Annotated in this window: 20 protein-coding genes and 1 pseudogene; 9 read left to right on the top strand and 12 right to left on the bottom strand. The window is 62.8% G+C overall.

Annotated features, from left to right (window positions below; genetic code table 11):
* Nucleotide 1: 1 nt before the first annotated feature.
* Nucleotides 2–784: a 3-hydroxybutyrate dehydrogenase gene (locus tag V1283_RS22230; RefSeq protein WP_334388587.1), complete on the bottom strand. Its 783-nt coding sequence runs from the start codon at nucleotides 782–784 to the stop codon at nucleotides 2–4.
* A gap of 242 nt (nucleotides 785–1,026) precedes the next feature.
* Between V1283_RS22230 and V1283_RS22225 the strand changes: the two genes are divergently transcribed.
* Nucleotides 1,027–2,187, top strand: coding sequence for a patatin-like phospholipase family protein (locus V1283_RS22225; RefSeq protein ID WP_334388586.1), 1,161 nt, complete (start codon nucleotides 1,027–1,029; stop codon nucleotides 2,185–2,187).
* 30 nt (nucleotides 2,188–2,217) lie between these two features.
* Here V1283_RS22225 and ppk2 read toward each other — a convergent pair whose 3' ends face one another.
* From ppk2 to V1283_RS22205, 4 genes are all read right to left on the bottom strand, one after another.
* Nucleotides 2,218–3,135, bottom strand: coding sequence for a polyphosphate kinase 2 (ppk2, locus tag V1283_RS22220; RefSeq protein WP_334393139.1), 918 nt, complete (start codon nucleotides 3,133–3,135; stop codon nucleotides 2,218–2,220).
* Between the two features lie 184 nt (nucleotides 3,136–3,319).
* Nucleotides 3,320–4,951: an inorganic phosphate transporter gene (locus tag V1283_RS22215; RefSeq protein WP_334388585.1), complete on the bottom strand. Its 1,632-nt coding sequence runs from the start codon at nucleotides 4,949–4,951 to the stop codon at nucleotides 3,320–3,322.
* Between the two features lie 427 nt (nucleotides 4,952–5,378).
* Nucleotides 5,379–6,818 carry a UdgX family uracil-DNA binding protein gene (locus V1283_RS22210; protein ID WP_334388583.1) on the bottom strand — a complete coding sequence of 480 codons (1,440 nt, stop codon included), beginning with the start codon at nucleotides 6,816–6,818 and terminating at the stop codon, nucleotides 5,379–5,381.
* 22 nt (nucleotides 6,819–6,840) lie between these two features.
* Nucleotides 6,841–8,079: a putative DNA modification/repair radical SAM protein gene (locus V1283_RS22205; protein ID WP_334388582.1), complete on the bottom strand. Its 1,239-nt coding sequence runs from the start codon at nucleotides 8,077–8,079 to the stop codon at nucleotides 6,841–6,843.
* Nucleotides 8,080–8,240: 161 nt separating this feature from the next.
* Here V1283_RS22205 and V1283_RS22200 point away from each other — a divergent pair, with 161 nt between their 5' ends.
* The 3 genes from V1283_RS22200 to V1283_RS22190 are packed head-to-tail and all read left to right on the top strand — an operon-like array spanning nucleotide 8,241 to nucleotide 14,087.
* Complete coding sequence (locus tag V1283_RS22200; RefSeq protein WP_334388580.1) at nucleotides 8,241–9,035, top strand: ImuA family protein; 795 nt, start codon at nucleotides 8,241–8,243, stop codon at nucleotides 9,033–9,035.
* Entirely contained in the window at nucleotides 8,926–10,647 is a 1,722-nt protein-coding gene (locus V1283_RS22195) for a Y-family DNA polymerase (RefSeq protein WP_442895771.1), read from the top strand. The genes V1283_RS22200 and V1283_RS22195 overlap by 110 nt, the downstream gene beginning before the upstream one ends.
* Nucleotides 10,644–14,087 carry an error-prone DNA polymerase gene (locus V1283_RS22190; RefSeq protein WP_334388578.1) on the top strand — a complete coding sequence of 1,148 codons (3,444 nt, stop codon included), beginning with the start codon at nucleotides 10,644–10,646 and terminating at the stop codon, nucleotides 14,085–14,087. Before V1283_RS22195 ends, V1283_RS22190 begins: the two co-directional genes overlap by 4 nt.
* Nucleotides 14,088–14,212: 125 nt before the next feature.
* Here V1283_RS22190 and V1283_RS22185 read toward each other — a convergent pair whose 3' ends face one another.
* Complete coding sequence (locus V1283_RS22185; RefSeq protein WP_334388577.1) at nucleotides 14,213–14,854, bottom strand: HD domain-containing protein; 642 nt, start codon at nucleotides 14,852–14,854, stop codon at nucleotides 14,213–14,215.
* Nucleotides 14,855–15,230: 376 nt separating this feature from the next.
* Nucleotides 15,231–16,460, bottom strand: coding sequence for an NAD(P)/FAD-dependent oxidoreductase (locus V1283_RS22180; RefSeq protein ID WP_334388576.1), 1,230 nt, complete (start codon nucleotides 16,458–16,460; stop codon nucleotides 15,231–15,233).
* A 167-nt stretch (nucleotides 16,461–16,627) separates the two neighbouring features.
* Here V1283_RS22180 and V1283_RS22175 point away from each other — a divergent pair, with 167 nt between their 5' ends.
* Nucleotides 16,628–16,918, top strand: coding sequence for a cupin domain-containing protein (locus tag V1283_RS22175; protein ID WP_334388575.1), 291 nt, complete (start codon nucleotides 16,628–16,630; stop codon nucleotides 16,916–16,918).
* Nucleotides 16,833–17,651, top strand: coding sequence for an AraC family transcriptional regulator (locus tag V1283_RS22170; protein WP_334393138.1), 819 nt, complete (start codon nucleotides 16,833–16,835; stop codon nucleotides 17,649–17,651). Before V1283_RS22175 ends, V1283_RS22170 begins: the two co-directional genes overlap by 86 nt.
* 63 nt (nucleotides 17,652–17,714) lie before the next feature.
* Here V1283_RS22170 and V1283_RS22165 read toward each other — a convergent pair whose 3' ends face one another.
* The 3 genes from V1283_RS22165 to V1283_RS22155 all read right to left on the bottom strand — a co-directional run bounded on the left by V1283_RS22165 (nucleotide 17,715) and on the right by V1283_RS22155 (nucleotide 20,302).
* A complete protein-coding gene (locus tag V1283_RS22165) occupies nucleotides 17,715–17,930 on the bottom strand; it encodes a hypothetical protein (protein WP_334388574.1) in 216 nt (71 codons plus the stop codon).
* Nucleotides 17,931–18,640: 710 nt separating this feature from the next.
* Entirely contained in the window at nucleotides 18,641–19,624 is a 984-nt protein-coding gene (locus V1283_RS22160) for a hypothetical protein (RefSeq protein ID WP_334388573.1), read from the bottom strand.
* Between the two features lie 405 nt (nucleotides 19,625–20,029).
* Nucleotides 20,030–20,302, bottom strand: coding sequence for a PilZ domain-containing protein (locus tag V1283_RS22155; RefSeq protein WP_334388572.1), 273 nt, complete (start codon nucleotides 20,300–20,302; stop codon nucleotides 20,030–20,032).
* Nucleotides 20,303–20,627: 325 nt separating this feature from the next.
* Between V1283_RS22155 and V1283_RS22150 the strand changes: the two genes are divergently transcribed.
* Nucleotides 20,628–21,164, top strand: a complete 537-nt coding sequence (locus V1283_RS22150) for a GlcG/HbpS family heme-binding protein (RefSeq protein ID WP_334388570.1) — start codon at nucleotides 20,628–20,630, stop codon at nucleotides 21,162–21,164.
* A gap of 126 nt (nucleotides 21,165–21,290) precedes the next feature.
* Here the strand turns inward: V1283_RS22150 and V1283_RS22145 are convergent, their stop codons facing one another.
* Nucleotides 21,291–22,061, bottom strand: a complete 771-nt coding sequence (locus V1283_RS22145) for an SDR family NAD(P)-dependent oxidoreductase (RefSeq protein ID WP_334388569.1) — start codon at nucleotides 22,059–22,061, stop codon at nucleotides 21,291–21,293.
* A gap of 263 nt (nucleotides 22,062–22,324) precedes the next feature.
* The gene (locus V1283_RS22140; RefSeq protein ID WP_334388568.1) at nucleotides 22,325–22,612 is read right to left on the bottom strand and encodes a hypothetical protein; all 288 of its coding nucleotides are present in this window, start codon (nucleotides 22,610–22,612) and stop codon (nucleotides 22,325–22,327) included.
* Between the two features lie 194 nt (nucleotides 22,613–22,806).
* Here V1283_RS22140 and V1283_RS22135 point away from each other — a divergent pair.
* Nucleotides 22,807–24,202: pseudogene (locus tag V1283_RS22135) on the top strand (CoA transferase).
* A 144-nt stretch (nucleotides 24,203–24,346) separates the two neighbouring features.
* Nucleotides 24,347–25,591, top strand: a complete 1,245-nt coding sequence (locus V1283_RS22130; protein ID WP_334388567.1) for an efflux RND transporter periplasmic adaptor subunit — start codon at nucleotides 24,347–24,349, stop codon at nucleotides 25,589–25,591.
* Nucleotides 25,592–25,594: the final 3 nt, after the last annotated feature.

Raw genomic sequence — 25,594 nt, 5'->3', positions numbered from 1 at the left:
CTCAGTGAGCGGTCCAGCCGCCGTCGACCGGCAGCGCAGTCCCCGTGATCGACCGGGCGTTGTCGGTGCAGAGAAAGTTCACCAGCGCCGACAGCTCTTCCACGGTGACGAAGCGCTTGGTCGGCTGGGCCGCGAGCAGGACGTCGGAGATCACCTGCTGCTCGGTGATGCCGCGCGCCTTGGCCTGTTCGGGGATCTGCTTCTCCACCAGCGGCGTCATGACGTAGCCGGGGCAGACCGCATTGACGGTGATGCCGTGTTCGGCAAGTTCGAGCGCCGCGGTCTTGGTCAGGCCGGCGATACCGTGCTTGGCGGCGACATAGGCCGACTTGAAGGGGGAGGCGACCAGCGCGTGCGCCGAGGCGATGTTGACGATCCGACCCCACGACTTCTTCTTCATGCCGGGTACCGCGAGGCGCGTGGCGTGGAATGCGCTGGAAAGGTTGATGGCGAGGATCGCATTCCATTTCTCGACCGGGAATTCCTCGATCGGAGCGACGTACTGGATCCCGGCATTGTTGATCAGGATATCGACGCCGCCGAACGCATCCTCGGCTTCCGCGATCATGCCGGCGATTTCGTTGTCGTCGGCCATGTTGGCCCCGCTATAGAGCACCTTGATGTTGTGACCGTTGGCGAGGTCCTGGCGAATGGTCTCGGTCTCATGCGAGTCGCCGAACCCGTTCAGCATGACGTTCGCGCCGCCGGCGGCGAGGCCGCGCGCAATGCCGAGACCAATTCCGCTGGTCGAACCGGTCACGATGGCGGATTTTCCGGAAAACATGGCAATGACTCTTCGGATGAGAATGAAATGCCCGCACGAGGCCGTGCGATTGCAGGTGCCTCGTCGGCCGCAATGCGCAATTGCTAGCGATGGTCGGCGACAGCAATGTGAGACATTTTCTTCACACGTGTGACAGCGGCCGATGCGCGTGAGCACGGTGCCTGCGCATTGTCATACCGGTGTCACCGCTGCCCTGGATTCTGCGGGGCGATCCTTCATTTCGTTTCTCGCGGGGTATTGCCATGGACGCGCGCGCACCACATTCAGCCACTTCCACCGCTCCCGGCTGGCGGCCCGATCGCTGCGACAGGATCGCGCTGGTGCTGCAGGGCGGCGGGGCGCTCGGCGCCTATCAGGTCGGGGTCTATCAGGCGCTGCACGAAGCGGGCATCGAGCCGGACTGGGTGTGTGGGGTGTCGATCGGCGCGATCAATTCGGCGATCATCGCAGGCAATCCGCCCGAGCGTCGTCTGGAGCGGCTTCAAATCTTCTGGGAGCGCATTACCGCGCGCAGGGTTTGGCACTATACGCCGGACGGCGACATCTACCGCAAGACCCGTAACCTCGCGAGTTCATTCCTGACGACCACGCTCGGCCAGCCCGACTTCTTCAAGCCTCACGACATCAATCCGTGGTTCAGCCTCGCCGGCGCCAGGACCGCGACCAGCTATTACGACACCAGCCCCTTGCGTGAAACATTGGTCGAACTGGTCGACTTCGATCTCATCAATTCGCGCAAAGTCCATTTCGCGGTCGGCGCGGTCAACGTGCTCAGCGGAAATTTCCTGTACTTCGACAACAAGAACGAAGCGATCGGCCCCGAACATGTGATGGCAAGTGGCGCGTTGCCGCCGGCGCTGCCGATGGTCAAGATCGGCACCGATCATTTCTGGGACGGCGGCATCGTTTCCAACACCCCGCTGCAGCATCTATTGGACCAGGACGACAGGCTGAATTCGCTGGTGTTTCAGGTCGACCTGTTCAGCGCTCGCGGCGCGCTGCCCCGCGACATCCAGGAGGTGCTGGCGAGGCACAAGGACATCGTCTACTCGTCCCGCACCCGGCATAATACCGATGTCTACAAGCAGATGAACAATCTCAAGACCGATCTCTGCAAGGCGCTGCAGAAGGTGCCGGACGACCGGCTCAGCGACGATGAACGCGCCTTGCGCGACCGTCTCGCCGACCTGCCGGAAATCACGATCCTGCAGATGATCTATCAGCAGAAAGCCTATGAAGGCGATTCCAAGGATCATGAATTCTCGGCCACGTCGATGCGCGAGCATTGGCAAAGCGGTCTGGAAGACACCCGCCGCACGCTGAAGCGTCGGGACTGGCTGGAATTGCCGGAACAGGGCACGGGCATCGTGATCCACGACGTGCACCGCGAGCGCGACTACTGAAATCGCGCGAGCGCAGCGGGGACGGCGCGCTCAGTAGCGCGCCGGCACGTACAATTCGGGCGGAACCGGCCCGCGGTGATAATCCGGGTTGCGTACCCGCGCCGGCAGAACCACCGGGTCGTGCGTGACTTCCTGGTAGCGAATTTGTTCGAGCAGATGCGCGATGCAGTTCAGCCGCGCCCTCTTCTTGTCGACGGCCTCGACCACATGCCAGGGAGCTTCCGCAATGTGGGTATGCTCCAGCATCGCTTCCTTGGCCTTGGTATATTGCTCCCAGCGGCTGCGCGCTTCGACATCCATCGGGCTCAGCTTCCACTGCTTGAGCGGATCGTGGATCCGCATGGTGAAGCGCAGATGCTGCTCCTCGTCGGTGATGGAAAACCAGTATTTGATCAGGATGATTCCGGAACGCACGAGCATGCGCTCGAATTCCGGTACCGACCGGAAGAATTCGTTGACGTCGTCTTCGGTGCAGAAGCCCATCACGCGTTCGACGCCGGCGCGGTTGTACCAGCTGCGGTCGAACAGCACGATCTCGCCGCCGGCCGGCAGATGCGAAACGTAACGCTGGAAATACCATTGCGTGCGCTCGCGCTCGTTCGGTGCCGGCAGCGCCGCGACGCGGCAGACCCGCGGATTGAGCCTTTGGGTGATGCGTTTGATGACGCCGCCCTTGCCGGCGGAATCGCGACCCTCGAAAATCACCACCACCTTGAGCTTCTGGTGCTGCACCCAGCTCTGCAATTTCACCAGTTCGCCCTGAAGGCGGAATAATTCCCTGAAGTAGACCCGCCGATCGACGGTCTCCTTCGCGGTATGGTCGGAGAATTCATTGGTCAGCGCATCGAGGCGATCGTCGTCGATCTCGAGCTCCAGTTCCTCGTCGAAACTGTCGAGCATTTCCGCGTGAATGCGATCGTGAATCGGTGTGGCGCCGTTGAGAGGCATTTTGGTCATGGGCGGCTCCGGCTGCAGACCTTTTTGGGTCGCGTGGTGTGAATACTGATGTGCGGCAGGCCGGCCGGGGCGGCAGGCACTTCGTGGAAAACAGAAGGCCGGAGTTGGCTCCGGCCTTCCGCTACCCGTCGAGGCTGCTGCCTGTATGGCAGCGGCTCCACCGCACCGCCGATACTCAGAACAGATTCGAGAACAGCACGTAGAGGCCTGCCGACAGGCAGATCGCGGCCGGCAGCGTCAGCACCCACGCCATCAGTAGATTGCGAATGGTCGCCATCTGCAGGCCCGAACCGTTAGCCGCCATCGTGCCGGCGACACCGGACGACAGCACATGGGTGGTGGAAACCGGCAGACCGAACACGTCGGCGGCGCCGATCGTGGCGGCGGCAACCAGCTCGGCAGAGGCGCCCTGCGCGTAGGTCAGATGCGTCTTGCCGATCTTTTCGCCGACGGTGACGACGATGCGCTTCCAGCCGATCATGGTGCCCAGCCCGAGCGCAATCGCCACCGCGATCTTGACCCAGAGCGGGATGAACTTGGTGGCTGAGTCGAGTGAGCCCTTGTAGGCCTTGAGGGTATCGACCTCATCCTTCTTCAGATCGTTTTCCTTGTCCTTCATCAGGAAGCGGATCGCTTCCGAAGTCAGGTACATGTCGTTGCGGGTATTGCCGACGGCTTCGGCCGGCACCTTGTTCAGCGAGCCGTATTTCAGGACCTGCTCGCCGACGTCCTTCACCAGCACGGACAGCGAGGGATAGGTGCCTTCGCTGATCTGGCGGGTGGCGACGTATTGCGTCACCGCGGGCCTGGGATCGCCGATGATGCTGTGGCCGGCACCCTTGGCGGCGACCACCTTGGAGGCGGCGTCCGAGGTCTTCTGGAACTGTGCTATCTGGGATTCCGGCAGCGCGCGGTTCAGCGCATAGGCGGTCGGCACCGTGCCGATCAGGATCAGCATGATCAGGCCCATGCCTTTCTGGCCGTCGTTGGAGCCGTGCGCGAAGCTGACGCCGGTGCAGGTCGCAATCAGGATGCCACGGATCCACAGCGGCGGCGGCTTGTTGCCTTCCGGCGCAGCATACAGTGCCGGATTGCGCACGATGAACTTCAGCACCAGCAGCAGGATCGCCGCCATGATGAAGCCGAACAGCGGCGAGAGCAGCAGCGCATAACCGATCTCGGTCGCCTTGCTCCAGTCGACGCCCGAGGTGCCGTCACGGCCGCGCATCAGCGCATTGGCGATGCCGACGCCGATGATCGAGCCGATCAGCGTGTGCGAAGAGGATGCCGGCAGGCCGAAATACCAGGTGCCGAGGTTCCAGATGATGGCCGCGATCAGCAGCGCGAACACCATCGCGAAGCCGGCGCTGCTACCGACCTGCAGGATCAATTCCACCGGCAGCAGCGAGACGATGCCGAAGGCGACCGCGCCCGAGGAGAGCAGCACGCCGAGGAAGTTGAAAAAGCCCGACCACATCACGGCGAATTCCGCCGGCAGCGAATGGGTATAGATCACGGTCGCGACCGCGTTGGCGGTGTCGTGGAAACCGTTGACGAATTCGAAGCCGAGCGCGATCAGGAGCGCCACGAACAGCAGGACATAGGGCAGGTAGGCGGTGACCCGCATGCCGGTCGCGTCGATGTCGGCGTAGATGCTGTAGGCGACGTACAGCAGTCCGGCGGCAAGGATGCCGAAGAACAGGATCATGGTCAGCGGATTGAACCCCTTGTCGAGGTTCGGCCGCGAGGCAGGCTGGACAGGCGCCGCGTCGTCGGCCATCGATGAATTGAGTGCAATGTCGGTCATTCTGACCCCCCGTCGTAATATTCTGAGAAGAGGGGCATCTTTGACCGAGGGACTTGAAGGTTAGATGACAGGCGCAAGCATTGCCCTGGCCGGTCGGATCAGGCGATCGCGCGCACGTCAGCGCAGCGTTGGAGGCTTCCTGTTGGAATCGTTGGGGCTTTGCGGGCGCGTGCTGTCGATTGTTGGCGCGCCGTCGCGTGTCATGCGGGAACTCGCGTCGCAAGAAAGTGGGTCGCGCGCTGCACGGCGCCGGGGCTGAAGTGGACCGCGCAGCGCGTCGACCGTATGGGAGCGTCGTGGCGTGACCAGACGTCCCACATTCCCTTGAGAATGCGATTGCGTCTCCCATCAATTAACGGTTGCAGATGCGATTGTCAATTTCCTCGTTATATTTCTCGGGAAATTGCGGCTGCCGGGTGCCGGAAATTCAGGCCGCGCGCGCCGATCTTCGCAGCAGGTCGGCCGCCATCTTCAGATCCTCGACGAAGCGCTGGTATTCCAGCGCCTTGGCCTCGGCGTCGGGCAATCGCAACAGGTAGGACGGGTGCACCGTCACCAGTGCCCTGGTGCCGTCGTCGAGATCGATCGGGCGGCCCCGGTTCTTGTTGATCGGAGTAATTTTCCCGAGCACGCTTTGCGCCGCGGTGGCCCCCATTGCCACCACCAGATCGGGCCTGATTGCGGCCAGTTCCCGTTCATACCATTGCCGGCACGCTCTGATCTCCGGCGTATTCGGCTTCTGGTGCAGGCGGATTTTTCCGCGCGGCACAAACTTGAAATGTTTGACCGCATTGGTGACGTAAACTGTGCGGCGGTCGATCCCGGCCTCTTCCAGCGCGCGGTCGAGCATCTGGCCGGCGGGTCCGACGAACGGTTTGCCGGCGAGATCTTCCTTGTCGCCCGGCTGCTCGCCGACCAGCATCATCCGCGCCGTCTGTTGCCCTTCGCCGAACACGGTCTGGGTGGCATCCTTGTAGAGAGGGCAGGCGCGGCAATCGGCGGCTTCCTCGCGCAGTTTCTCAATATCGTCAGCATGTTTGCGTGCCATTTCGTCTGCCTTGGCCGGTTCCAGCCGTTTCTGCGGCTTGTGCGGTTTGGTCGCCGGGTTCGCGATCATCGCGCTTGCGGTGCGTCCGGCGCCTTCGATCAGGGGCTTAATCAACGAGGCTTCCGGCAGGTTCCTCCAGTATTTACGGGGCATCTCCTTCTGCATGGCCTGAACTTTCAGCCGGGCAGGATTGAAAATGCTGGCGTAATAGCTCCGCCAGGTTTCTTCCAGCCGATCCGCGCTCGGAGCTTCGCTCTTGGCCACGCCCGGCGTGATAGTGACGGCATGGCCGTCCCAATGCGCGCAGACATCGGGCGTCAGGATCGACCAGGGCATGTCGGCGAAGCGGCGGGCGAAGAACGGCGCGGCCAGTTCGACGATGTGGTGCTCTGGTTCGAACCAGGCGACGAAGTGCGAGTTCTGTTCGCGGCCGACTTCGCGGAAGCGGACAAAGGCATGCATCTTGTGCTCGTCGCAGCGCACGGTCTTGGCCATCGCCGTGACTTCGGCCACATCGGAATCGGTCGCGATATCAAGAAGATCATGGTGACTTCGTAGCCGGTATAGCAGGCGGTAGAGGAGGGCGAACCGCTCCGGGTTGCGGTGCAGGATTGCGACCTCCGTCAGTTCGACGAATCTGGCCGATACGCTGAAGGTACCCTGCGGCTCCAGCGGTGGCGTCGGCGCGAACAGTTCCGGCGCATCTCCCGCCACGCGCCATATCACGTCGGACGGTTTTACATCGTTCAGCGCCAACGCGCGGGCCGCTTTGCGCCAGCCATCGAAATCGGTTTCGCTGTCGAGGGTGGTGTGGTGCATGTTTCTCCTCCTCGCAATGACGTCAAAACCCAAATCCCAATTGCGTCGCCTTCGGCTTGAATCTTTCCGCCAGCCCCGCGCCATCGAGCAGATGCGGCGAGGGGCGGTGATCGCTGAGCACGATGAACGGCAGCGTCCTCTTCTGGGGGATATGCAGCCGCACCAGGTCGGCCAAGCGGATCGAGGTCAGGCGGCGCGTGGCGATGATGCGGTCGACAGCCCTGGTGCCGAAGCCGGGCACGCGCAATAGATCCTCGCGGCTTGCGGTTGCGACATCGAGCGGGAAGCGGTCGCGGTGGCGCAGCGCCCAGGCCAGTTTCGGATCGATGTCGAGCGGCAGCATGCCGGCGGTCTCCTCGACGATCTCGCCAGCGTCAAAACCGTAAAACCGCATCAGCCAGTCAGCCTGGTAGAGCCGGTGCTCGCGAAGCAGCGGCGGGGGAACGAGTGGCAGCGCGCGGCTGGCGTCGGGGATCGGGCTGAAGGCCGAATAATAGACTCGCTTGAGCCGGTAGGAGCCGTAGAGATTGGCGCTGGTATCGAGGATGGTTTTGTCGCTGGCGGTATCAGCGCCGATGATCATCTGCGTGCTCTGCCCGGCGGGGGCGAAGCGCGGCGGCTTTGCTTGCGTTGCGGCCAGGTTGTTCTCCTGCGCCTCGTCGAGCTTCAGCCGCAACCGGCCCATGGTGCGACGGATCGCGCGCACGTCCTTTTCCGGCGCAAATTTGGCGAGGCTGTTCTCCAGTGGCATTTCGATGTTGATGCTGAGGCGGTCGGCATATTTGCCGGCCTCCGCGATCAGCGCATCGTCGGCCTCCGGAATGGTCTTGAGATGAATGTAGCCGCGGAAGTGATGCTCCTCGCGCAGTTTTCGCGCGACAGAAACCACTTGCTCCATGGTGTAGTCGGCGCTGCGGATGATGCCGGAGGAGAGAAACAATCCCTCGATGTAGTTGCGGCGATAGAAGTCGATCGTCAGCTTCACCACCTCGTCGACGGTGAAGCGCGCCCGCGGCACGTTCGAAGAAGTGCGGTTGACGCAATATAAGCAATCGTAATTGCAGGCGTTGGTGAGCAGTACCTTCAACAGCGAGATGCAGCGTCCGTCCGGCGCGTAGGAATGGCAGATGCCCATGCCCGGCGCGGTCGAGCCGAGGCCCTTGCCGTCACTGGAATCCCGCTTTTCTGTCCCTGAGGAAGCGCAGGAAGCATCGTATTTCGCAGCATCCGCCAGGATTTCCAGCTTACGTTGCACGTCCATCCCAAGATCCCTTTGATTCCACTCATGAATCGTCAAAGTGTCGATCCCGATTGACTCTGCCGGGCCGGTTAGCTTTATATTAGAACATATCATGAACAAATGAGCCAGCCGCGGGTTCATAGGAAAAAGCGGTAAAGGCCAAAATTTCCGAGGAGCGGGGCATGAGCACCGCACGTACAAGCACGCTTGCAACTTTGCGCGGAAGCATCGAGCGCCTGGAGACGCATGGCGATGCGCATGACCTCAACAAGGTCGCGCTCGGCCATGCGGCAGCGGATTCTGTGCTGTGCGGCGGGCTTGCGGTCGCAGCGGTGCATGAAGTGTTCGCCGAGGGCCATCAGAGCGCGGCGGCCACGGGCTTCATCGCAGGACTTTCGGGAAGGGTATCGCCGCGCCGGCCGCTGGTCTGGGTACGACAGGATTTTTCGGAAATTGAATCCGGCGCGCTGTCGATGAGCGGGCTTTGCGAATTGGGTCTCGATCCGCGGTTACTGGTGACCGTGCGCGCCGCCGACACCGACGCCGCGTTGCGGACCGCCGCCGACGCGCTGGCCTGCGATGCGCTCGGCGCCGTCGTGCTGGAAGTCTGGGGGCAGGCGCGCCAGCTCGATCTCGTCGCCAGCCGCAAGCTCACATTGGCCGCGGCAGCCTCCGGCGTCACCGCCTTGCTGCTGCGGATGGCGGCGGAGCCGCGGCCCTCGACCGCGGAAACCCGATGGATCGTGCGCGCGGCGCATTCGCCGCCGTCTACGCCCTGGCACGCCTGGGGCGCGCCTGTTTTCGACGCGCAACTGGTTCGTAACCGTCATGGCCCGGTCGGCCGCTGGATCATGGAATGGAAATGTGATGAGTGCCTCTTCAGCGAACCGGCGTCGTATCCTCAGCCTGTGGCTGCCACGCCTGCCCATCGACCGCATCAAGCGGCGGCTTATGCAGGCCAGCGCCGCGCAAGCTGAAAATTCCAAAACAGTTGCGAGCCACGCTGCTTGCAATACGAACGGTGCGCCCCCTCTCCCGCTTGCGGGGGAGGGTTGGGGTGGGGATGCGATCCGACCTCCCCCGCAAGCGGGAGAGGTGACTCAAACCTTCCCCAGCGTCGTCGTTGCCAAGCAGCATAACGCTATCCTGATCCATTCGCTCGACGATCTGGCCGTACAGGCCGGCCTCTCGATCGGCCTGCCACTCGCCAATGCCCGCGCGATCTGCCCCGAATTGACGGTGTTCGACGCCGACGAGGTCGCCGACCGCAAGATGCTCGAAGACATCGCCGACTGGTGCGACCGCTTTACCCCATTGGTGGCGCTCGATCCGCCGCATGGGCTCTATCTCGACATCACCGGCTGCGCCCATCTGTTCGGCGGCGAGCGCGCGCTGCTGCAGATCGTGAGCGGCGCGCTGAGCCGCCGCGGCTTTGCCGTCAGCGCCGCGATCGCCTCGACCTCGATCTGCGCCCGGACCCTGACGCGGCATGGTGCGGGACAAATCATTGCCGATGGCGAGGAGGCGGAGGCCGTCAGCCCGCTGCCGGTCTCCACGCTCGGCGCCGGTGACGCCATCACCGGCGGCCTGCGCCGTGCGGGGTTAAAGACCATCGGCGACGTCGCCTCGCGCGGGCGCCACGAAATCACGGCACGGTTCGGCGCCGGCTTCACCACATTATTGGAGCAGGCGCTGGGCGAGGGCGATGCGCCGATCAGCCCCCGAAAACCGCCGCCGGATTACATCGTCGAAAAACGCTTTCCCGAACCGGTCGCCACCGACACCGTGATCGCAATGAACCTGTCCGCGCTCGCTGCCATGCTGGTCACGGCGATGGACAAACAGGGCAAGGGCGCGCGGCGGCTGGAAGCCAGTTTTTTTCGCACCGACGGCGCGGTGCGCACGATCTCGGTCGATACCGGCCGTCCGGTGACGAAGGCTGATATGATCGACCGCCTGTTTCGCGAGCGGCTCGATGCGCTCAACGATCCCCTCGATCCCGGCTTCGGCTTCGATCTGATCAGGTTGTCCGCCAGCCGCACCGAAATCGTGGTGCAACAGCAGCGCGATCTCGACGCCAATGTCCATGACAATGATCAACTGGCCGCGCTGATCGATCGCATCGCCGCGCGCATCGGGGGCAAGCGCGTGGTCGTTCATCTGCCGCAGGATACCCACATCCCTGAAAGCGCCGTGTTGGCCGTAACAGCGCAGCACCATCTGGCGGCCGCAGCGCAGGCGGCTTGGCCGGAGCGTATCGAAAGCGAACCGCCGCTGCGGCCGTTGCGGCTGTTCGAAAAACCGGAGCCCATCAAGGTGCCGTTTGCAACGGTGCCTGATGGTCCGCCGCATCAGTTCACCTGGCGCCGCGTGACGCATGCGGTGGTGCGGGTGGAGGGCCCCGAACGCATCGCCATGGAATGGTGGAAGCAAAACGGCGACGGCCCGACGCGGGATTATTTTCGCATCGAGGACGAGGCGGGACTTCGTTTCTGGATCTTTCGCGACGGGCTCTATGAAAGCGAGCTGGCAGACGCGGAAGGCGAGCCCGCGCCGGTCAGATGGTTCGTGCACGGGCTGTTCGCATGAAAAACCTTGCGAACATTCCCGGTTATGCCGAAATCGGCATCACCACCAATTTCTCGTTCCTGCGCGGCGGTTCCGATCCGCGCGCCTATGTGCATCAGGCCAGTGAACTCGGCATTCCCGTCATCGGCATCGCCGACCACAACACGCTGGCCGGCGTGGTGCGCGCCTGGAAGGAACTGGATAACCCCGAGGTCACGCATAAGCCAAAACTCCTGATCGGCACGCGGCTCGTCTTCATCGACGGCACGCCCGACATCCTGGTCTATCCGCGTGACCGCACAGCCTATGGCCGGCTCTGCCAGTTGCTCACCCGCGGCAAGCGCGGCGACGACATCACGCGGATCGAGAAGGGCGAATGCCATCTTAAGCTCGATGATCTGCTTGAATTCGCCGAGGGCCAGCTTCTGGTGCTGGCGCTGCCGCATCGTTTCGACGCGGCGAATGCGCAAGAAATTCTGCGGCAACTGAACAACAGCCGCGCCGATGGCGTCTGGCTTGCCGCAAGCCTGCTCTACCGCGGCGATGACAAGCGTCGGCTGGCCCGGCTGCATCGGCTGGCGCTGGCCGCTAAAGTGCCGCTGCTGGCGACCAACGAGGTGCTGTACCATCATCCCGCGCGCCGCCCGCTGCAGGACGTGCTCACCTGTATCCGCGAGAAGACGACGATTGACGCCATCGGCAGGCGGCTCGAGGCCAATGCCGAGCGGTACCTCAAGCTGCCCCACGAAATGGCGCGGCTGTTTCGCGATATTCCGGAAGCCATCGCTGAAACCATGCGCTTTGCCAAGCGCATTTCGTTTTCGCTCGACCAACTCAAATACCAGTATCCGGACGAGCCGGTGCCGCCGGGCAAGACCGCGCAGCAGCATCTGGAGGATCTGACCTGGGCCGGCGTCGACAAATATTTCGACGGCGAGATCTCTGACACGTTGCGCGCCACCTTGTGCAAGGAACTCGCGCTGATCGCCGAGCTCAAATACGCGCATTATTTTCTCACCGTGCACGACATCGTCCATTATGCGCGCAGCCAGAACATCCTGTGCCAGGGCCGGGGCTCGGCGGCCAACTCGGCTGTCTGCTACGTGCTCGGCATCACCTCGGTTGACCCGACCAAGGTTGATCTCCTGTTCGAGCGCTTCATTTCCAAGGAGCGGCTGGAGCCGCCCGACATCGACGTCGATTTCGAACATTCGCGGCGCGAGGAGGTGATGCAATATGTCTATCGCCGCTACGGCCGCCACCGCGCCGCGATTATCGCCACCGTCATCCATTATCGCCCGCGCAGCGCGATCCGTGACGTCGGCAAGGCGCTGGGGCTGACGGAAGACGTCACCGCGGCGCTCGCCGACACCGTGTGGGGAAGCTGGGGCAAGGGCCTCAACGAAATGCAGGTCCGGCAGGCCGGGCTCGATCCGCAAAATGCGATGGTTGAGCTTGCGGTCGAGCTCGCCACCGAGCTGATCGAATTCCCGCGTCATCTGTCGCAGCATGTCGGCGGCTATGTGCTGACGCAGGACCGGCTCGACACCTATGTACCGATCGGCAACGCGGCGATGGACGACCGCACCTTCATCGAATGGGACAAGGACGACGTCGACGCGCTTCATATGATGAAGGTCGACGTGCTGGCCTTGGGCATGCTGACCTGCATCCGCAAATGTTTTGATCTCATCGCCGACCACAAAGGCCAGCGCTGGGAGCTCGCCAGCGTCGAGCAGGACGACGAAAAGGTCTACGACATGCTGTGCCGCGGCGAATCGCTCGGCGTGTTCCAGGTCGAGAGCCGCGCGCAGATGAACATGCTGCCGCGGCTGAAGCCGCGCACCTTCTACGATCTCGTCATTGAAGTGGCGATCGTGCGCCCCGGCCCGATCCAGGGCGACATGGTGCATCCTTATCTGCGGCGGCGAAACGGCGTCGAGAAGGAAAACTATCCGTCGCCGTCGCCCGAGCACGGGCCGCCGGATGAACTGCACAAGGTGCTGCACAAGACGCTCGGCGTGCCGCTGTTCCAGGAACAGGCGATGCGGATCGCGATCGAGGCGGCGAGGTTTTCGTCGGAGGAAGCCAATGGCCTGCGCCGCGCGATGGCGACCTTTCGCAACGTTGGCACCATCGGCAAGTTCGAGGACAAGATGATCGGCAACATGATCGCGCGCGGCTACGCGCCGGAGTTTGCCAGAAGCTGCTTTGACCAGATCAAGGGCTTTGGCTCCTACGGTTTTCCGGAAAGCCACGCCGCCAGCTTCGCCCAGCTCGTCTATATCTCCTCATGGCTGAAGCATTATCACCCTGATGCCTTCTGTTGCGGCCTGCTCAATTCGCAGCCGATGGGCTTTTACGCCCCGGCGCAGATCGTCGGCGACGCCCGCACCAACGGCGTCGAGGTGCGCGAGATCGATGTCTCCTACAGCTTTGCACAGAATACGCTGGAGGAGGGGAGTGGGAAATACTGCGCGGTACGCTTGGGCTTCCGCCAGATCGACGGATTTAGCTGGGTTGATGAGGATGAGGAGAGGTTGAAGCAGAGCCAGTTGTCGTTCCGGGGCGTCGCGTCAGCGACGAACCCGGAACCTCGAGATTCCGGGTTCACGCTTCGCGTGCCCCGGAATGACGGCGGAGAGACCGACTGGGCCGACCGCATCGTCGCCGCCCGCAAACGCCGTCCCTTCACCTCGCTGGAAGAATTCGCCCGCGACACCGCCCTGCCGAAGCGCGCGCTGATCCTCTTGGCGGACGCCGATGCCTTTCGTTCCATCGGGCTCGACCGCCGCGCGGCGCTGTGGGCGGTGCGGCGGCTGCCCGACGACGTGCCGTTGCCGCTGTTCGAAGCCGCGGTCGCGCGCGAGCAGCCCGACGAGAACGCAAAACCGCTGCCTCTGATGCCGCTGCCGGAGCAGGTGGTCGCCGATTATCAGACGGTGCGGCTGTCGCTGAAGGGGCACCCGATGGAATTCCTGCGCGAGAGGTTTACGAGCGAGCGCGTCGTCACCTGCCAGGATGTCAACCATAAGAACGACAAGCGCCGCGTTCGTTGCGCCGGCGTGGTGCTGGTGCGGCAGCGGCCGGGCAGCGCCAAGGGCGTCGTCTTCATGACGCTGGAGGACGAGACCGGCATCGCCAATATCGTGGTGTGGCCCAAGGTGATGGAGCAGTACCGGAAAGAGGTGATGGGCGCCCGCCTCATCCTGGTGGAAGGCTATATCCAGAGCAGCCCGGAGCACGTCACGCATCTGGTGGCGCAGCGCATGTTCGACCGCTCCGGCGACCTGATCGGCCTCGCCAATGATGCGCCGGGCCGCAGGCATCCGGTCCCGGCCGGCCCCGCGCTGATCGAGCCGCTCAACGATGACCGCCGCGACCACCCGGATAGTCCCGCACAAAAAATCCGCCACCCGCGCGACGTCCGCATCCTGCCGCCGTCACGGGATTTTCATTGAGCTGATCGGGGACGTGAAACCCATAAATTCAAAGGTCGGCGAAGGCTGTGACCAAATGACCGGCGACGGGCAGGCCGACGTCCAGGTCTCGGGGCCAGGGTGGGCAATAGTCCGGCGATCACGGCTCAGCTATGCCAAGGCGCGTTGCGGATCCGAGCGCATGCGTTTGGCCGGTGAAATGTGGGGTCGTGTTCCCAGATGTAGTCGAAATTGACGGTGCCGAACGTCGTGTGAGGCTTCTTCAAGGCCGAGCAAGTCTGGACCTGGATAAACTCATTCTTGAAATTTTCACCGCGGGGAAATGCGGCGAGGACCTGGTTGCGTTGCTCTGGCGTGTACTCATCATATCCAATTCCGACCACGTCCACCAAGACACCCGCGTTTGTGAGCGCGATCTCGGGCCGCATGTATTGGGGGATGCCAGGCGTGGTATGCAGGGCGATGGCTTCCCACACCAGATCCGCATTCGGGTCGGAAATGCCGTGGCTGCGGAGGAATTCGCGCGCTGCATCGGCGCCGTCGACCTCAAACCGCTTTGTCTCGGTATGATAGGCGTCGACAAGGCCCAAGTCGTGAAACAGCGCCGCGACATAGAGCAGTTCGGAGTCGAATTTGAGATTTTGCCGGACGCCTTTCATTGCGCCGAACACGAAAACGCGAACCGAGTGGTTGAACAACAGCTCGGATTCATGTTGCCGCACGAGTTCGGCGGCTTCGCGCGCGATCTTGCTATCGGGAATCTTGATGCCAGATAAAATGTCGGCCATTGTCGAACTCCTGCCTCCATGCTTGCGATCTGCGCTGTCTGTATTGACCGGGGCTCCCACGAAGCCTGATGCATCGGAATCGCTCCGGTCGCTGGTGTTAGCGAATAGATGAGCTGCGCCTGGTCATAAAACAGTACAAAGATTGCCAATTTTTTGACTGTACCATCGCGCGATGGCGGCCATCCCATCTAACTTGATCGTGACAGATTTTATTCGGCGATCCGAGAGGGAATGGAGAACGGGTGGCTCGCCTCGCGCGCGGTTACCCTCTTCACAGGATATGGCCGCTCAGCTCGGCGTCGTGAGACCCGGCGGGCTGCGGCGGTCGCTATCTATAGCAGCTCTGCCTTCAGGGGAAGTCCGACGCTACTCTTGACTACGCATTCATCTTTTGCGTTCTCTCGGCTGCTGCGGCGAAGATCGCTTCGACATTCTCCGGCGCAAAAAACTCCGTCGGCGATATCGTCCCGGCGTTGACGCGCGCAAAGCCGTCCATGGCTGCCTGGTTGCCGTGAACCGCGCCAAGGATCCGTTGCAGCTCGGGTGGCGGCGGCTCAAGCGTTGCGAGGTCGCAGGTGAAATCGTACATCGCCCCAACGTCGGCGTCGCGGATGCGCTGGTACTCGCCCATGGCATCCTCGAATGGTCGCGCGCCGGACAATGATTGGTCGATTGCCGTGGCGCAGAGTTCGGCGTCCCGGAAAGCATCGAGAATTCCCTGCGCCGTTACGAAGTCCCTGTTGTAGCCGGCGTCGCCTGCGAGAGCCCAGCCAGGGCCGTAAGGCTTGCGAAAATAATTCGGTACCGCTGCGCCGGCGAACGGCGCTTCGCGCGTGGCGCCGTGCAGCCTTTTGGCAAAGTCCGGCGCCAGTTCGATTGTCTTCAGGTAATTGCCCTCGATATCCTTCTTGTTGTCCGCAAACTCTGCGTAAGGCCATCCGGCGATGACGAGCGTCAGATCGTCATGGGTCGGCATTGCCGCAAATGCGCGCTTGTCGCGAACATAGGTTTCAAAGCGGCCGTCGGTCGGCAGTCCGCGCCAATAGCTGTAGTAACCCACCAGCAAAGGCGGCTTCTCGCGGTACTGCTCGGGATGAACCGCCTCGCTCAGCATGGAGTGCCGGCCGTCGGCGCCCACGATCACGTCGGCAAGTTCCGTGACGGCGCCGCCGTGCTTCGATCGGCCCTTGACGCCGACGACACGCCCGCTCTCGATCATTATTTCCTCGACGACAAAACCCTGACGGATCTCCGCACCGGATTCGGCCGCGGCATCGACCAGCAGCTTGTCGAGGATTGTCCGCCGCGGGCAGTAGGCGACGGCATCCTTGTCCGTGCCCGGGGCGCCGGTAATGGTGAAAGCGCCGAAGTCGAAGGCGTAGGTGTGGATCGGCGGGCAGCCGGTCGCCACCAGTCGGTCGAGCAGCCCCCATCGCGATAACGCATTCACGGCGCGGGGATGCACAAGATGGGTTGAGACGGTGTCGCTCGGGAAAGAAGCGCGGTCGACCGCCAGCACGCGGTAGCCCTTGCGCGCCAGCAACATCGCTGTTGGCGAACCCGCGCAACGCGCACCCATGACGATCACGTCGAATGCCTTGCCCATCGCGATCTCCTTGCAAAGTCGTTCCGTTCCGTTCACGGCAGCCAGGCTGACTGATCGCGGCCGGGCCCACGGCAATCGAATCTAGCGGGAAGCCGAAGCCCCAACTTTGCCGAAACTCCGTGGTTCTTTGCAGGTTGTTCGGGGGCCACGATCGACGGAGCAAGGAAATGGATGCTCTATCGGAGGCACTGGCGTCTGTGCGCATGACCGGCGCCATCTTCTATCACGCGGAGTGCACGGCTCCCTGGGGGTTCCGGGTGCCGTCCCTGGAAGACGTCGCCCACGTGCTCGCCCCCGGAACCGAGCGGCTGGTCAGCTATCATCTGGTCACCCACGGCAAGGCGGTCGTGTGCTTCCCCGGGCCAAGCAGACATCCCCGTCACGGCAGGCGATATCCTCATCATCCCCCACGGCGATGCCCATACTGTCTCGAACGGCTCGCCTTCGGCCTTCATTGACAGCGGGGCTTCGCTTGGCAGTTTTCTGGCGGGCGATCTGACGACGATGCGATTGGGCGGCGGTGGCGAATTGACCCAATTCGTCTGCGGCTATTTCGGCTGCGAACGTCATGCCGATCGGCTCTTCCTTGCCGGCCTGCCGCTGATGATCAAGATCAACCTCCGCGGCGACCCGGCCGGCGAATGGCTGGAGAGCTCGGTTCGCCATCTGGTCTCCCAGGCTGGGTCCGCGCGACCGGGACAGTCGGTCCTGCTCTCCAAGATGGCGGAGGCGCTCTTCATCGAAACCATTCGCCGCTATATGGAGGCGTTGCCGCCTGAACAGACCGGCTGGCTGGCAGGTGCGCGGGATCCGGTCGTCGGCGGTGCATTGGCGCTGCTGCATCGAAAACCCTGTCATCATTGGACCGTGGAGCAACTTGCCGCCGAGACCGGCGTTTCACGCTCGGTCCTTGCCGAGAGGTTCTCCCGGTTTCTAGGCGAGCCGCCGTTGACCTATCTTGCGCGGTGGCGATTGCAACTCGCTGCCAGGATGCTGCAGACCACGCGGGAGGCCGTGATACAGGTGGCCTCCGAGGTAGGCTATGACTCGGAAGCGTCGTTCAACCGGGCGTTCAAGCGCGAGTTCGGTATTCCGCCAGGAAAATTCAGAGGCCAATTCAGGCGATCGCGCGCGGGGTTGAGCCTGGCTGGCAGCAACGGGCCAGTTCGCATTCCCTCAGGGACCGCGTGAAGGGAATCAAAAGCTATTCCGTGGAAACCTCTGTGGCGCAATCCCCGATCCGCCGGTGCCGGTCTACCAGTAGATCAATCCCCGTCGCGTCTTTCCGGCGCCGCTTCTGGCAAATGCCGCTGCGAGCCTTTGCTTTTCGGCGCAATGTGCAGCCAGGGTCTCGTATAGCCTTGCCTCCATGAACGGAGTGTGTTCGCTGCTGGTGGACGCTGCATCTGCGGTTGCGGATATCAGCGCGCTGATCTGGCGTATCAGCAGATCGTCTGTCGATGGCTGCATAACCTTCTCCTTCGATCTCGGTCCGACAAGATGATTCCTGATTTCGGTTGACCGCAAGTCTGCAAGCCACAGGAACCGCAAATGCCGCCTGCGACAGATTGCTCGCGCTTTACCAGTTCAGCGAGCAAAGCTGATCTTGCGCATCTCCTGCAGCCGAGCGAGACAATATTCCCGGTAGAGTAGATCGATGATCATCCACATGATCGACTCCTTGTCTGATCACGGGAACGCTACGACTGTATCGTTTCGGGATTTCTTCCTCGGCCGGGAAAATGGCTTCGCGTAAGGCGCGGAATATTTCATGCCATCCGCAAGCGGCGAAACAGCCTCACGGCGCGGTGATTGGTATGCACCGTTCGCGACCTGTCGCGTTATAATCGAACCTTGGCTCAATCCGACCTGGTATCGCTCTTGCGATCGCCACCGTCCTTGAGGTCGTCCTCTTCCTTGACCAGCGTCAGCAGTCTCAGCGTCAGGCGTGAACACGGCAACCGTCACCGCGACGTCGTAGCTACCGAGCCCGACAGAAACGCCGAAGCGGGCGCGCAGCGCGGGCCTGCGCACAGGCGGCCGCCAGCGCCAGAAAATGAACGCCTATCTGAAATCTGTCCAAAGCTCGCCTCGCTGAACCAAAGCCCCACGACGGCGATAGACGAACTCCCGTCACGCCGCCATGCGACGTAAGGCTTCAGCGGGCAACCGCGATGGAGCTACGGCGCAGCGTTCTTCTTCGACGCATCGTCCACTGCGGAAACGTTCAACACCGGCACGGCGCCGGTCGCACCATGACGAGCCGCTGCATCAGGCGACACGCCGACGATCGCCGCTTCGGTTCGGTATTGCGGCAGATGATTTTCGAACGAGTAGAACACGCAAAGCGCAAGGCTCGACCAGACCGCCAGGCTGAAATAAAGCGACATCCAGGCAATCTCGTCCTTCCACTCGGCAAGGTCGTGCGTCACCACCCAGCGCGTGCTGACGTCGCGCAGGCCCTCGCGGGGCGTCAGGCGCTTGTCGCCATCGGCATCTCCGGTCCGCCAGCGCTTCAGGTACATCGGGACGTCGATCGTCATCAGAAAAGCGAGAAAGCCCGCAATGCCTGCGATGGCGACGGCCAGGACCACGCGAACCACGCCATGGAATTCCGGCAGCAGGCGGCAAAGACCGACGCCGATGACAAAAAAGGCAACCGCCCACAGCGAATTTTCGATGGCGTTGCCGAGATAATTCCTGGTCAGCACCGCATACCATGAGAGGCATTCCGCGATCAGGATCAAAGGTACGATCACCCACGCGGCATTCACGGTCGTTTCCGCGCCCGTCATCGTGCCGAGCTGGTGCAGGAGAATAGCCCACTGCGCTACAAAACAGATCTCGGCCACGGTCGCCACCGACCGTCCGACCAGAACGCTCGACCACCAGGTGTCGAACAGACAGATCCGCTGAACGTCCGCGCGCGGCAGAAACGATCGGAAGGCGCAGCCGAAAACATAGGCCGCACAGAAAAGCAGCATGATCCCGACGCCGGCCGTGCCGCCGGCAGCTCCGGGCGGCTGGAGGGGGAGCTCGCGATACAGCGCGAACCAGACGGCGATATTAACGCCGCTCACCAGCGTCAGCAGGCCCCACCACCAGGACACGGGATTCGACCAGGCCAGGCTGCCTGACCGTGCCTGCTGCCATTCCAAGCTCATTTCGTCGCTCCGCTGTAATCGAACTGACATTTAACTGTAATAATGCAGTCACGTGTCAAGGCGAATCACGACATAGATATGTCCGCGGAGGATGGCCGTGCGGGGCGTGGGAGTTGCCGGTCGGATCGGCCGCTGGTCCGGCCCAAGTCAGAACCGGCCGGACCCGACCGATCTCAGAGTCTCACTCGAAAATCGGCCAATGGAAGCAGGGCCTTGCTGAGCATTCGTCACGGCTCGGATAAAGCTGCAAAGCGCGTCTTCGCGCTGATGTCCCGAGCATCCACACTCTCGTTCGAAGGCAAAGGATGCGGATGGCCGGGACAGCCCGGCCATGCCAAAAATCAAATCAAGTTCATGCGGTTTGAAACGCCTGACAGTGTCTGCCGCTTTTTTCCGGCCAGGCTCTCAGGACAGGAATTTGACGCCGTAGGTCTTGCCCCGACGCCAGACCACTTCGCACGACTGGCGCGTCGTGTGTTCGGGCACCAGCGCCAATTCAAAGCTGTCTCTGACGTCCAGCGCGGTATCGGTCGCGATCTTGGCGCCGCCCGGCGAGACGTCCAGGACGAAGCATTCAATTTTCGTCACCCCGTCGTCGACCGTCAACCATGTCGGCCGTTTGCGCAGTTCGCGCCGCGGTTCGCGCTGCACCTTTGTCCTTTGCTCGTCGACAATCATCCTGCCCATCCGTCGTTGGACCCAGTCGGCCGGGTCTTTGAAGCAGGCCTGAGAATGAAGGGTAACTTCGTAAAGTTCCCTTAGTTTATCGTTTCAAATTTACCGGTTTGGTTCGCGAGTTGTAAGCTGAGCTCTTGCAATCATTCCCGTGTCGTCGGGGGCATCGAAGAGAAGTCATCTCGCTCTGGCGCGATACGCACGCCCAAATTGAGTTTCAACCAGCCTGGAAAACGCCTACTGTCGACGTCAGTCGGGCAGCGCAGGGGGGACGGCCCGGCCGCAACATAATCAATACCCCCATAATCAATATCCTTGGGAGGAAGACATGCGTCACAGGACATTGGCGGTTCTTGCGGCTTGCGCGGCCGTGACGATCTGCGGCCAGGCTCAGGCCCAGCAGCCGGCAGCCGCCCCGGCGGCGGTGCCCGATCAGATGCCGTTCGACATCCCGTACGGAAATTCGATCACTGCCGATCGCGCCGCTGACATCGTGAAGGCGGTCGTCGCCGAGGCCACGAAGTCTCCCCGCAACTGGAAGCTCGCCATTTCCGTCGTCGATACGCATGGCGAGCTGGTCTATTTCTACAAGATGGACAATACGCAGCAGGGATCGGTGACGATCTCGCAGAACAAGGCGCGGACGGCGGCGCGCCTTCGCCGTCCAACGCAGATCTTCAGCAACGCGATGCAGACACCCGCCGGCGCCTATGTCGCCACCTTGGATTCGCCCCCGCCGACGGCATCTCCCGGCGGGGTTCCGCTGATCGAGGGCGGCAAGATCATCGGCGCGGTCGGTTGCAGCGGCGCCATGGGCGATCAGGATGCCGCTGCCTGCAAGGCCGGCGCGGATACGGTGAAGTAGCGCCTGCAGTAACTGAACAGGAATCGGAGGGTGGGCAATGCGCAAGCGTGCCCACCATTCAGCGAGTTATGTGGATAGATGGTGGGCACGGCGCTCGCGCGCCTTTGCCCAACCTACGCACGATCCTCAGAAATTCACCCGGTTCGAGATCGCGCCGTCGACGACGAGGTTCGAGCCCGTCGTGAACGAGGAGGCCGGGCTCGCCAGGAACACGGCGGCATTGGCGATCTCCTGCGGCGTTGCCATGCGGCCGGTCGGGTTGCGCGCCAGCGCATCCTGATAGCGCTTCGGCATGTTCTGCTCGACCATGTTCCAGATGCCGCCCTTGAAATAGACCGTGCCCGGCGACACCACGTTGACGCGGATTTTCTTGGCAGCGTATTGCCGCGCCAGGCCTTTGGCCATGTGGATCAGCGCCGCCTTGATCGGGCCGTAGGAGCTGGCGCTATCCGCCTGCGCCGCCGAGACTGATGAAATCATGATGAAGGCCGCGTCGCCGGTCTTGTCGCCGCTGGCTTCGAGCAGGGGACGCGCAGCCTCGAACGCGTTGACGGCGCCGAGCACGTCGAGCCGAAAGTTCTGCTCCCATGAAGCAGGATCGCCGCCTTGCGCCATGGCCCCGGCATTGGAAAACAGCATGTCGATGCCGCCGAGCTCCCTGGCAGCGTCCGATACCCATGATTTCAGCGCGTCGGCGTCGGTGACGTCCACCGGCGCACCGGTCGCCTTCACGCCCATCGCCTGCAGCTCGGCAACGGTGCCGGCGACCTGATCCGCGTTGCGGGCGCACACCGCGACGCCCGAGCCTTCGCCGGCAAGCGTATTCGCAATCGCCCGCCCGATGCCGCGCGTTCCGCCGAGCACGACGGCGTTTCTTCCCTTCAAACCCAAGTCCATTCTGCATTTCCTTATGTGATCCCCGCCGCATTGTAGCGGCCAAGTTGACCCGGGAGAAAGCTCAAATCGCCGACATCCCTCTCGCATTGCGAGCGAAACGATCCACGTCTCCCAAACCTCGGACGCAATGCGCCGCGAGATCGCGAAGTCATACTCAGTTCGTAGCCCGGATGAGCGAAGCGAGATCCGGGACCACTCTAACACCGCCCCGGATATCGCTTCGCTCATCCGGGCTACAAGCTTCGCTCTCAATGACGGACAATCTACTCCGGCGCGGCTCCCACCGGCGGGCCGCCAGGCGGGCGGTGCAGGAAGGTGATGGTCGCGTAGGCGCCCACCCAGGAGCCGACGGCTGCGAAGGCGACGTAAACCCAATTCTCGGTGTAGCTGATGACGGCGTAGGACGAGAGCAAATACCAGACGCTGCTCCAGGTCGCCGCCGGCACGCGCTTGCGCGCGACCACCGCCGAGGTGAACATGACGTAGACCGCGTCCGTTGCGGCAGTCGCAAGCAAAACGGCTCCTGCCGTCAGGGGATCGATGGCAGCCATTGCAACTCCTCTGGGGTTAAGCACGTAGCCCGGATGGAGCCAACGGGTCGCGCGAATGCGCGCCCGATGACAAGCTCCGCGCAATCCGGGTAGAGCGATCCGCCTGGCAAGAGCTTCCCGGATTTCGCTTGCGCTCCATCCGGGCTACGCTTGCGTGCGATGTTGAAAAAGAACGTTAGGGAAGAGACCCGCCGATGCAAAGCCCCAGGCAAATCCTCTCCGATAGCTGGACCTCGGCCGGCGGCGAAGCTTCCGCGCTCGACGCGCTCACGCTGACCGGCGATGAGCCGCAACTGCCGTCGTCGTTTCGTGTCGCTGTCGCCGCACAGGTCAGCGTCGCCGCGACCGGGCTGGCGGCGGCCGGGATCTGGAAAATGCGGAGCGGGCAAGCGCAGGACGTCGCGGTCGACATGCGCCATGCCGTGGTCGAATGCCGTAGCGAACGCTATCTGCGTGTCGACGGCAAGCCGCCGCCGCCGGCCTGGGACGCGATCGCCGGTGTCTATAAAACCCGCGACGGCTTCGTGCGGCTGCACACCAATTTTCCCCATCACCGCGACGCCGTCTGCAAGGTGCTGAACTGCAAGCCGGAGCGTGACGCGGTTCAGGCCGCGCTGATGCGATTGGACGGCGAAGCATTCGAGACCGCCGCCTATGCCGGCGGGCTGTGTCGTCGCCTTCATGCGCTCGCACGACCAATGGTCGGCAACCCCGCATGCCAAGGCGCTCGCCGCATTGCCGCTGATGTCAATCACGAAGATCGGCGAGGCGGCACCGAAGCCGTGGCCCAAAGGCGATCGGCCGCTGGCGGGCATTCGTGTGCTTGATCTGTCGCGCGTGATCGCGGGTCCGGTGGCGGGGCGGACGCTCGCCGCGCATGGCGCTGATGTGCTGCTGATTTCCGGCCCCGAACTGCCGGCGATCCCGTGGCTCACCATCGATACCGGCCGCGGCAAGCTGACAAGTTTTGTCGAACTCAAGAACGAGCAGGGCCGGGCAGCCTTGCGCGATCTGCTGGCTGAGGCGGATATCTTTTCGCAAGGCTACCGGCCGCGCGCGATTGCTGGCCTGGGTTTCTCGCCGGAAGATGCCGCGCGCATCAATCCCGGCATCATTTACGTCACGTTGTCGGCCTATGGTCATGCCGGGCCGTGGGCGGAGCGGCGCGGCTTCGACTCTTTGGTGCAGACCGCGACCGGATTCAACCATGCCGAGGGGCAGGCCGCGGGGGTCGATGGACCGAAGGAATTGCCCGCACAGATGCTCGACCACGCCACCGGCTACTTCATGGCGTTCGGCGCCATGATGGCCAAAGCGCGCCAGGCGCGTGAAGGCGGAAGCTGGCACGTCCAGGTTTCGCTGGCGCAGACCGGACGCTGGCTCTGGAATCTCGGGCGGGTCGCCGATGGCCTCGATACCCGTGATCTTACGGGGGAAGCGGTAACGCCCTTTATCGAGGAGGTGGGCTCGGGCTTTGGTGCGCTGCGGGCGGTCAGGCATTCCGCGATTTTGTCGAAAACACCGGCATTTTGGGTCCGTCCGGCGATGCCGCTCGGCAGCCATCCGCCGCAATGGCCGGCACGCGAATGAGGCAGTCATCCGCCGTTCAGCTTTCCTTCTCCAAACTTTAACCTCGCGGCCAAGCCAATTTTCGTTTTTTAGGTTGTGTAAAATGCGATTTGGGCACTATTAGCGCCCAGGTGAGGCAAAACGTCGCTGAGTGGTCCGGGCTGCATGCTGAACGAATTTACAAAGCAATGGCAGATGCTTAGCCGGCGGCGATGGACTATGGTCGTGGCGCTGGTGGCGCTCGCGGGCGCGGGCCTCTACGGCTTTGCGCAGATCGGCGACACAAAGGGCGGGCATTCCGAAGTCTCGAGCCAGTCCCGCAAAGGATTGCAGCGCTACACGCCGAGCGCCGCCGAATGGGCCAGCCTGACCATTCAGCCCGTCACCGAACGCGGCTTCCGTTCCGAAAACGTCACCGAAGGCAAGATCGCGATCGATGAAGATCGCTCGACGCCGGTGTTCTCGCCCTACGCAGGCCGTGTCACCAGGCTCCTGGTCCGGCCGGGCGATCAAGTCGTCAAGGGCCAGCCGCTGTTCGTGATCGAGGCCGCCGACAACGTTCAGGCACAAAGCGATTTCATCGCGGCGATGAGCGCCATGAACAAGGCAAAGTCCGCGCTAGACCTGGCGCAGTTGCAGGGAACGCGCGCCAAGGATCTGTTCGAAGGCAAGGCCGTTCCGCTCAAGGACTACCAGCAAAGCCAGGCGACGCTGATCCAGGCGCAAAACGACATGCGCGCCTCGCAGACGGCGATGGAAGCCGCACGCAACAAGCTGCGCATTCTCGGTCTAACCGATGAAGACATCGCGACCTTCCAGGAAAAGGGCCGCATCAATCCGGAGATCACCATCTTCGCGCCGCTCGCCGGCACCGTGGTCCAGCGCAAGATCGGCCCCGGCCAGTATGTCAATGCCGGCGCCAGCGACCCCGTCTATGTGATCGGCGATCTCTCCACCGTCTGGATGACGGCCTTCGTCCGCGAGAGCGATTGCGCAAACGTCGCTGTTGGGCAGGAGGTGACGTTCAACGTGCTGGCGCTGCCGGGCCGTCCGCTGTCGGCGCGGCTCAACTACGTCGCCACCGCGATCGATCCGGCGACGCGCCGGCTGCTGGTCCGCGCCACCATCGACAACAAGGACTTCGTGCTTAAGCCGGAGATGTTCGCCAACGTCACGATCTATTCGGCGGGTGACCGTCCGGCGGTCGGCGTGCCGAAGCAGGCATTGATCTATGAAGGCGATCAGGTGCGGATCTGGGTCGCGCATCCCGACAAGACGATTGAATTGCGTCAGATCAAGCCTGGCCTCACCAATGGCGATCTCGTCGAGGTGGTCGGCAATCTGAAACCCGGCGAGCACATCGTCACCAAGGGTGCGCTATTCATCGACCGCGCCGCATCCGGCAGCTGACCT

This window comes from Bradyrhizobium sp. AZCC 2262 (genome assembly GCF_036924535.1).
In the GTDB taxonomy this organism is placed as follows: Bacteria; Pseudomonadota; Alphaproteobacteria; order Rhizobiales; family Xanthobacteraceae; genus Bradyrhizobium.
Note: the sequence above shows the minus strand (reverse complement) of the source record. Positions and strands in the feature narration are given on the sequence as shown.

Bases quoted from the DNA above. Each gene is read 5' to 3' on its own strand.
- V1283_RS22230 (WP_334388587.1), bottom strand. From the start codon at position 784: ATGTTTTCCGGAAAATCCGCCATCGTGACCGGTTCGACCAGCGGAATT.
- V1283_RS22225 (WP_334388586.1), top strand. From the start codon at position 1,027: ATGGACGCGCGCGCACCACATTCAGCCACTTCCACCGCTCCCGGCTGG.
- ppk2 (WP_334393139.1), bottom strand. From the start codon at position 3,135: ATGCCTCTCAACGGCGCCACACCGATTCACGATCGCATTCACGCGGAA.
- V1283_RS22215 (WP_334388585.1), bottom strand. From the start codon at position 4,951: ATGACCGACATTGCACTCAATTCATCGATGGCCGACGACGCGGCGCCT.
- V1283_RS22210 (WP_334388583.1), bottom strand. From the start codon at position 6,818: ATGCACCACACCACCCTCGACAGCGAAACCGATTTCGATGGCTGGCGC.
- V1283_RS22205 (WP_334388582.1), bottom strand. From the start codon at position 8,079: ATGGACGTGCAACGTAAGCTGGAAATCCTGGCGGATGCTGCGAAATAC.
- V1283_RS22200 (WP_334388580.1), top strand. From the start codon at position 8,241: ATGAGCACCGCACGTACAAGCACGCTTGCAACTTTGCGCGGAAGCATC.
- V1283_RS22195 (WP_442895771.1), top strand. From the start codon at position 8,926: ATGAGTGCCTCTTCAGCGAACCGGCGTCGTATCCTCAGCCTGTGGCTG.
- V1283_RS22190 (WP_334388578.1), top strand. From the start codon at position 10,644: ATGAAAAACCTTGCGAACATTCCCGGTTATGCCGAAATCGGCATCACC.
- V1283_RS22185 (WP_334388577.1), bottom strand. From the start codon at position 14,854: ATGGCCGACATTTTATCTGGCATCAAGATTCCCGATAGCAAGATCGCG.
- V1283_RS22180 (WP_334388576.1), bottom strand. From the start codon at position 16,460: ATGGGCAAGGCATTCGACGTGATCGTCATGGGTGCGCGTTGCGCGGGT.
- V1283_RS22175 (WP_334388575.1), top strand. From the start codon at position 16,628: ATGGATGCTCTATCGGAGGCACTGGCGTCTGTGCGCATGACCGGCGCC.
- V1283_RS22165 (WP_334388574.1), bottom strand. From the start codon at position 17,930: ATGCAGCCATCGACAGACGATCTGCTGATACGCCAGATCAGCGCGCTG.
- V1283_RS22160 (WP_334388573.1), bottom strand. From the start codon at position 19,624: ATGAGCTTGGAATGGCAGCAGGCACGGTCAGGCAGCCTGGCCTGGTCG.
- V1283_RS22155 (WP_334388572.1), bottom strand. From the start codon at position 20,302: ATGATTGTCGACGAGCAAAGGACAAAGGTGCAGCGCGAACCGCGGCGC.
- V1283_RS22150 (WP_334388570.1), top strand. From the start codon at position 20,628: ATGCGTCACAGGACATTGGCGGTTCTTGCGGCTTGCGCGGCCGTGACG.
- V1283_RS22145 (WP_334388569.1), bottom strand. From the start codon at position 22,061: ATGGACTTGGGTTTGAAGGGAAGAAACGCCGTCGTGCTCGGCGGAACG.
- V1283_RS22140 (WP_334388568.1), bottom strand. From the start codon at position 22,612: ATGGCTGCCATCGATCCCCTGACGGCAGGAGCCGTTTTGCTTGCGACT.
- V1283_RS22130 (WP_334388567.1), top strand. From the start codon at position 24,347: ATGCTGAACGAATTTACAAAGCAATGGCAGATGCTTAGCCGGCGGCGA.